Here is a 7958-nt window from a genome sequence, read left to right as displayed (position 1 = left end):
GTTTTTTTATTGTCTACTCTAAAATTCAGAAGAGAATTAAATAAAGAATAACGTATTTTTTTGGTGAACAATGTTTCTGTTTCCCAATTATTTAATACTTTATGATACTAACTACTAATCTAATATTGCTACTGTCATTTTATAAATATTGTAGAAAAATTATATGCAAACATTAGTTTAATGAAGTATATGTTATTAAAAAGTTTATACAATAGAATTTAAGAATTATCTAAATACTGGTTTTGAACTATAAATAAAAACTGTTGATAGAAGTCTCTATAATGCTGACAAATAGCACTCAAAAAACTATTAATAACAGTTATCTAAGTTCAAATAACAACTATGAGCAGTCAAATATTCATATTCTCAATACTAGAGACGTCGGTAGATATTTATTATTAGCAGACTCACTTATTAACAGTTGTAATAACACAATCAACCTTTGCTACTAATAAGCCTTTGAAAAATATAGAAGTTAAAATATTAGCTAAACTTTAAGTATAGCAGTTTCATAACGTCACAAGAAAACATTAAACTGTTAGAACCTTAATGAGTTTGCTACTGAAATATGAACTACATCGTTGATAATTTGCATACAGTATTTACAGACACGTTTGAATAAAAACAGCTCATCATTAAATATGAGTTATCGTTTTTAACTATTGCTAATAATGTATCATGGAGTTTTATAATGAAAAAGAATGTTTTATCACTAATCGTCGGCGCCAGCCTTGTATTACCAACTATGGCAATGGCAGCACCCGTTAACAATAGCGATCTAATGCCAGCAGATATGCGTAATGCTGCTGTCGAGAGCACTGTACAGGCCGAAATAGAAGGTCCTGATGGTGAGTTGCTAGCGACTCAACCTGGCGCTGTAGATGTCGAAGAGTCAAACACTGCTGATGTCGATATGGACATGAATAATGAAGCAGATGAAATGAACGACGAAACTGACGATATGGATAATGAAGCAAGCAATGATAACGCAGCTTTGATGAATAACGCTCAGGCAACAACCAATGCGGCAGCAATGACTAATGCTACAACCGCTCAGGCTCCTGTACAGAACGCTCAAGCGCTTAACATGCAACACAGCAATGCAGACTATCAGCCTTTAATCGCTGGTGAAGCCGCTTCTAACAATAAAACGGCAAATGCTACTAGTACCTTGCAAGAAAAGAAAAAAGACAAGCGTGGTGAGTTATTAGCTACTCAGCCAGCAAACGTTCAGTTTAAAGAGAATCGTCGTATCGCTGTATCACGCTAAGCAGATAGTTAGTTTATTTGATTAGTTTGTAAGCGTACTACTTATATAAAAAGGCAGCCATATGGCTGCCTTTTTATTGTACATGATTATAAATTTTAGCAGTATTTATTTCTTATTTTTAGTCACACCAGCTTCTTGTAATAAAGCACCGAGTGTACCCATTTTACTTGGGGCTTCAGCTTTATCATTTTTTACTGGCTTACTACGATTGCTCGCGTTGTCTCTATCCTGACGCTTGCCACGTGGCTTAGACGGACGTTTGTCAGCAGCTGGACGGCTATTATTTGGACGGTCACTATTTGCATTATTGTTGCGTGGACGACTGGTTTTCTCACCATCTGTACTAGCTGTCGTAGACTTGGCAGCCGTACGGACAGGTTTTTCAGATTCAGGTTTCATGCTAAAGCCGATACGACCACGTTTTTCATCGATAGAGATAACCCGTACCGATACGATATCGCCAGGTTTGACACGGTTCATAGGATCGGCGACAAAGTCATTGGCCATCTGCGAGATATGTACCAGACCATCCTGATGGACACCCACATCAACGAAACAGCCAAAGGCCGTTACGTTGGTGACTACCCCTTCTAAGGTCATGCCTTCGCTCAAATCTTTAATACTATTGACGTCATCACGGAAATTGGCCGTTTTAAACTCAGGACGAGGATCGCGAGCAGGTTTAGCTAGCTCTTCGATAATCGCTTTTACGCTGACATTATCGTCGTTAGCAGCCAGTGTAGTCGTATCAATCGTATTTAACACGCCATCATTACCGATAACTTCTGACAGTGACTTGCCCGCTTGTACGAGTAAACTATCGACCAATGCGTAGCTCTCTGGATGCACACCAGTGGCATCTAATGGATTGCTACCATTATGAATACGCAAGAAACCGGCTGCTTGCTCAAATGTCTTAGCGCCTAGACGTGGGACGTTTTTAAGCGCTTCACGGCTATTAAATGCACCATGCTCTTTGCGATAGGTGACGATTTGCTGCGCCACATTGCGGTTAAGACCTGCGATGTGAGCCAAGATAGCTGGACTGGCTGTATTTACATCCACACCCACCGCATTCACGCTATCTTGAGTTACTTTATCCAGACTGTCTGCAAGCTGGTTTTGATTGACGTCATGCTGATATTGACCCACGCCAATGGCTTTTGGATCAACTTTAACAAGCTCTGACAATGGATCTTGCAAGCGACGCGCAATAGAAACCGCGCCGCGTACAGAAACGTCTAGATTGGCAAGCTCATCACTAGCAAGTTCACTCGCTGAATAAACAGACGCGCCCGACTCATTAACGATAACCGCTTTGGCTGTTAGTGCATCGTTCGCAGCCAAAATCTCTTTGATCATCGCATCTGTTTCGCGACTTGCCGTACCATTACCGATAGCGACCAAATCAACGTTATAAGTGCTCAACAGCGCATCGATGACTTTCTTGGCTTCATCCATCTTATTATCAGGTGCAAACGGATACACTGTCGCGATGACAGGTTTATCTTCGCTATCTGACATGACATGACCTTGCGCATCGACGATAGCCATTTTTACGCCATGACGGATACCAGGATCGACACCTAAGATCACTTTAGGACCTGCAGGTGCAGACATTAGCAAATGCTGTAAATTGCTAGCGAACACATCAATCGCATCCGCTTCTGCGGCTAAGCGCTTTTCAGTTAACAAGCGGTGCTCGATATGCGGACGCCATTTGTCTTTCCACAAGCTACTGGCTGCCTCTGCCAAAAACTCACGGCGTGCTGCTGGCGCTTTAGCATCGACATCGAAATGATTGATAATTTTTTCGATAAATGGTGCGTCTTCGCCTTCAATTTTTAGACCCAAGACGTTTTCTTGACGACCGCGTAACATTGCTAATAGGCGATGATTTGGCAGTCGAGCAAGGCTTTCGCTATGTTCAAAGTAGTCTTTGAATTTCTCGCCAACTTCGCGCTTTTCTTCGCTCGCAACGCTCGATACGATACTGGCAGTATTAGCAAAACCACTGCGCAAGTTGTCCAACAAGCCCAATGCTTGTGTCCATTCATCAACGATAATTGCTTGTACGCCAGCGAGTTGTTTTTCGATATCGCTAAAATCAACTTCGATTTCATTACCACTGTCATCAGTGATACTTGACTGGACTTGATAATCAGCCAAGGCATCCATCGGGGTGATTTCTTGGGTCAAGACCGCTTGGGCAGCAGTATCAAGACCAGCGGCGCGAGCTTTGGCAGCAGGTGAACGACGACGCGGACGATATGGCAGATAGATGTCTTCAAGCTCAAGCTTAGACGTCGCATTATCGATACGCGTCTGTAGCTCATCGGTCAGATTGCCCTGTGTGCTTAGCAGCTCAGTAATTTTGAGGCGACGTGTTGCCATGTCACGCTCATAATTAAGAGACTTCTCTAAAGCACGCAACTGCGCATCATCAAGATTCTGAGTCTTTTCTTTGCGGTAACGCGCAATAAAAGGAACCGTCGCGCCTTCATCATAAAGTTTGACAAACGCATTGACTTGAGCAGTCTTAATGCCAAGCGCGCGAGCAAGCTTGTCGTGAATATTCGCGTGTGTGGTTGCATCTAAAACCTGTGCATTTGTCGAGGTTTGAGATGACGTTAAGGTATCAGTGCTACTCATATACGTATCAATCGTTGAGAAATGTAGCTTTGCATTATAGCAAAAGCTGCATGAATAAAAATCCTTTTTATCTTTTCGTTATTTATTGCGCATTTTAGGACGCAAATCTTTCTATATCACACATCCTGTGGACTTGTTAAACAAACGCATACAGCATTTATTATCATGGGTGATGCAATTCTCGGTGCAATCTTATACACTAAAGTATCAATAACACAAATATTGATATGTGCTGACATATTGAACAATAGTTTTTAATTTTATGAAGTGCTTATTCGTAACCAATAATTAAATAATGATAATTAATGGCAGTGTTTTTGCTCATAGCTATTTACTTGTAGTTTCTGATAACAATAATTTTTATAAAAGGATGCCTGTATGACTGATAACAACAGCCCTGACACGTTGACTCAGCGTATTTTAGTCGTCGATGATGACGCTCGTCTGCGCTCTTTGTTGCAACGCTTCCTAGAAGACGACGGTTTTGTCGTTCGTACCGCTCATGACGGCAGTCAGATGGACAAACTCATGCAACGTGAGCTTTTCTCTTTAGTCGTGCTCGATTTGATGCTACCAGGCGAAGACGGTATCAGTATCTGTAAGCGTCTGCGTGAAGACAATGCAGATATTCCTATCATTATGCTTACTGCTAAGGGTGGCGATGCTGACCGTATCGCAGGTCTAGAAGCGGGTGCAGATGATTATCTACCTAAGCCTTTTAACCCAAAAGAGCTATTGGCTCGTATCAAAGCTGTACTGCGTCGTCAAAACCGTGAGCTACCAGGTGCACCAAGTCATCAGCTAGAAGTGGTTGAATTTGGTCCGTGGACGTTAGATCTATCGACTCGTACCCTCAAACGTGATGGTAACGTAGTGACGTTGACGACAGGTGAGTTTTCAGTACTAAAGGCATTGGTACAGCATCCACGTGAGCCATTGACCCGTGATAAATTGATGAACCTTGCTCGTGGTCGTGAATGGGGTGCAATGGAGCGTTCTATCGACGTCCAAGTATCACGTCTGCGTCGCCTGATTGAAGACAACCCTTCACAGGCGCGTTATATCCAAACTGTTTGGGGCGTTGGTTATGTGTTCGTTCCTGATGAAGCTGAGGTAGAAACCATCAAGAGTGAATAACTTTTGACTGATCTAGTTTTTTTTAATATAGGCCGTGTTTGTTTATTCACAAACACGTGCCAATATGATGAGCCTATTTGTGAAAAACCCAATTATTTTTCAAAACATACCCTGCACGTTAGTGACAGGGTTTTTAGGTGCTGGCAAAACCACCGTAATTAATCAGTTACTGGCCTCGAAACCTGATGACGAGCGATGGGCTCTCCTAATCAATGAGTTTGGCCGTATCGGTATTGATGGCGCACTCCTAGCCAGCTCCCAAGATAACACTCTTGAGCAAAAGAACATCGCCATTCGTGAAGTCAGTGGTGGCTGTATTTGCTGCACCAGTCAGCTATCCTTACAGATTGCAATCAGTCGCCTGCTCAGTGAACATCATCCGCAGCGATTACTCATTGAGCCCACAGGTTTGGCTCATCCACGTGAGCTGATACTACAACTCAGTGCGCCGCATTGGCAAACTGCCCTAAAAATGAATGCTGTGATAACTGTGTTGAGTGGCGAGCAGTGGCAACAGATTAAGTATCGTGACCATGATGGTTTCCAAGCGCATGTCCGTGATGCCGATGTGCTGATAATCAATCGTTATACCCAATTAGATACTAGTGAAAAACAAGCTTTAGTAGAATGGATAACCAAGCTAAATTCACAAGTAAAAATTATTTGGGCAGCATCAGGACTAACGGCACCTGAAATAACAGACTCATCAGATGTCCATTCATCAGATAAGTTTGTAGCAAATAAACTTGTAGCAGATGCATACTCGTCTACTTTAAACGACCAACTGAATCGGCATAGCTCTATCATTTCGAATCAACGAAAAATCAGTATCTCTAATCCTAAAAAATCGATGATTGGTTTACAGTCTCCAGCCAGCTCTTTAACAACTGTACTATCATCGAGTTCATCTACCGATGAGACCGAAGCTCAGGCCAATACTGATAGTGACCTGCCCTATCGCTACCATGAAGAGCAGCAAGATTTTCAATTGGCTGGATGGCGCCTACCCGCTCACTACATACTAAACGCTGACGATTTACAGAATTGGTTGTTAGCATTGCCAAACTGGCAACGCATTAAAGGCGTGGTACATACTTCTGATGGCTGGATGCAGATCAATTTTAACCCTGGTAGTCTAACTACCAGAACCATCGACCCACAGACGGATAGTCGATTGGAAATTATTTTGCAATTAGACAATACTGTCGATACAGCTACAGAAAAATCAGAAACTGAGAATGGTGCCAAAGCGTCATCAGTATTGATAGATTGGGAAGAGTGCGATCGCGAACTGATGGCACTGGTTATATAGCAACAGACAAAAAAAGGGCAGACATTGCTATTTTATCTAGCAATGTCCGCCCTTTCTTTTTTCAACGCAACTAGGGCGTGTCCTCATTTTAAAAATGGTGATAAAAATGAGATAAGTCGCAGTCAAACAAGGAAAATAGCGCAGATAATATCGAGATATTAGTCAGCTATTTGACGCCGTTTGGCAAGATTTAGCCATTTTTAACCCATTTAGATGACTATCGATTGAATTGAGGACACGCCCTAACTATTTTTTAACGCAATTGACTGTCTTTACTACCACGACGATTAAATAGCTCGGCTGCTTTTGCTTCTTGTTCAAGCTCCGTCTGACAGCTAACGCAGTGCTGAATCCCGGGCACTGCCAGTCGCCTTGCCTCTGGAATAGGCTTACCACATTCGTCACACAGCTCAGCACTTACACCTGTCGGTAACGAACGTCGCGCGCGCTCCAATGCATCATTTACCGTTGCATCCATTTGTTCGTGCTCAGCACCATCTCTTGACCAACCACCTGCCATAATCCCATCCTATTTATTTTTTAATGATCATTGCTTTATAGATAAATTCTTTAATAACAAATAGATGGGGTGGTTATTGCTAATTACAATATGCAAATAACAAATGTGTTTGAACGATTAGTGAGAATTATATTTAGGGTATTTACTTTTTAAGAGTGTATGCCTAAAACCTTCTACTCAGCGTTGCCACCCTTCTGTTTTCATGATTTTTTGTCCTTTTTTAGTGATTAAAAAGTTAAGAAAATCTTTTGTTTGAGGATCAGCTTTTGGTGATACAACGATGTTTAAATCACGCCAGATAGCTCGATCCTTATCTATACTAACCATGTCCATATCTTTGGAATTATTAAGCGGCCAATTCGGCCAAGTTATCCAAGCATCTGCTTTTTCATCTTTAAATGCTTTAAAACTGGCTCCAGATCCTAAAGAATACGCTACTATATTATCTCGAAAACGAGCAATATCGTTTAAGCTTCCTTTGCGTCCTGCGAGATCCTCCCAAACTCCAGTACCCGAAGTGTTATATGTTCCTTTACCTTCGGTCACAACTATTTTAATCCCCTTAGCTAATAAATCATCAAAGCTACGTATATTTTTAGGATTTCCTTTTTGTACAGCTATGATTGCTGGTCGGATATAAATGGGTTCAACTTTTTCATGATCAAAAGTTTCGTATGTCTCAAGAAATGCAGTCATTGATTGCTCAGAAGTTCCCCACAGAGCATCGGCATCAGCTTGAGCGTCAGCCGACCATTTGTCTTCAGGTCCTGCTATTAATTCTACCTTGGTACCACCTTGCTTTTCCCAGACATCTGCCACTTTTCTTAAAGCGGTATGTGGGCCACCTGCTCCATACAGCTTTATGACACCATCCTGAGGATTGTGCTCGATGGAAGGATCAAAAAGCGTGGTTTGCGCAAAAGCTGAAGTACAACTTAGCAGCACACATGCAGCAGCAATGGACTTATTCATAAGTATTATCCTAAGTAAAAATCATTGGTAGTTTTGACAAAAAACAGAGTCGTATTTACTATAAAACAGATATCTTGCTGTTGGTATATATTTTT

6 protein-coding genes are annotated in these 7958 nt (G+C 41.7%); 3 read left to right on the top strand and 3 right to left on the bottom strand.

The genetic code is table 11. The features are described 5' to 3' along the window. Window positions 1-691: 691 nt before the first annotated feature. Window positions 692-1270: a hypothetical protein gene (locus CXF62_RS06125; RefSeq protein ID WP_102093355.1), complete on the top strand. Its 579-nt coding sequence runs from the start codon at window positions 692-694 to the stop codon at window positions 1268-1270. A gap of 105 nt (window positions 1271-1375) precedes the next feature. Here the strand turns inward: CXF62_RS06125 and CXF62_RS06120 are convergent, their stop codons facing one another. Next, the gene (locus CXF62_RS06120; RefSeq protein ID WP_102093353.1) at window positions 1376-3922 is read right to left on the bottom strand and encodes a Tex family protein; all 2547 of its coding nucleotides are present in this window, start codon (window positions 3920-3922) and stop codon (window positions 1376-1378) included. 378 nt (window positions 3923-4300) lie between these two features. On the opposite strand from CXF62_RS06120, the gene ompR reads away from it, so the two are divergent. Next, window positions 4301-5059, top strand: a complete 759-nt coding sequence (ompR, locus tag CXF62_RS06115) for an osmolarity response regulator transcription factor OmpR (protein ID WP_102093351.1) — start codon at window positions 4301-4303, stop codon at window positions 5057-5059. Window positions 5060-5126: 67 nt separating this feature from the next. Beyond that, a complete protein-coding gene (locus CXF62_RS06110) occupies window positions 5127-6371 on the top strand; it encodes a CobW family GTP-binding protein (RefSeq protein WP_102093350.1) in 1245 nt (414 codons plus the stop codon). A gap of 253 nt (window positions 6372-6624) precedes the next feature. On the opposite strand, the gene CXF62_RS06105 is transcribed toward CXF62_RS06110, so the two are convergent. Together CXF62_RS06105 and CXF62_RS06100 are read right to left on the bottom strand one after the other, a co-directional pair. After that, the gene (locus CXF62_RS06105; RefSeq protein ID WP_101204603.1) at window positions 6625-6891 is read right to left on the bottom strand and encodes a DksA/TraR family C4-type zinc finger protein; all 267 of its coding nucleotides are present in this window, start codon (window positions 6889-6891) and stop codon (window positions 6625-6627) included. 177 nt (window positions 6892-7068) lie between these two features. Then, complete coding sequence (locus CXF62_RS06100) at window positions 7069-7863, bottom strand: substrate-binding domain-containing protein (RefSeq protein WP_025651116.1); 795 nt, start codon at window positions 7861-7863, stop codon at window positions 7069-7071. Window positions 7864-7958 lie beyond the last annotated feature (95 nt).

Origin of the sequence: Psychrobacter sp. MES7-P7E (assembly GCF_002863645.1) — a bacterium.
GTDB lineage: Bacteria > Pseudomonadota > Gammaproteobacteria > Pseudomonadales > Moraxellaceae > Psychrobacter.
Note: the sequence above shows the minus strand (reverse complement) of the source record. Positions and strands in the feature narration are given on the sequence as shown.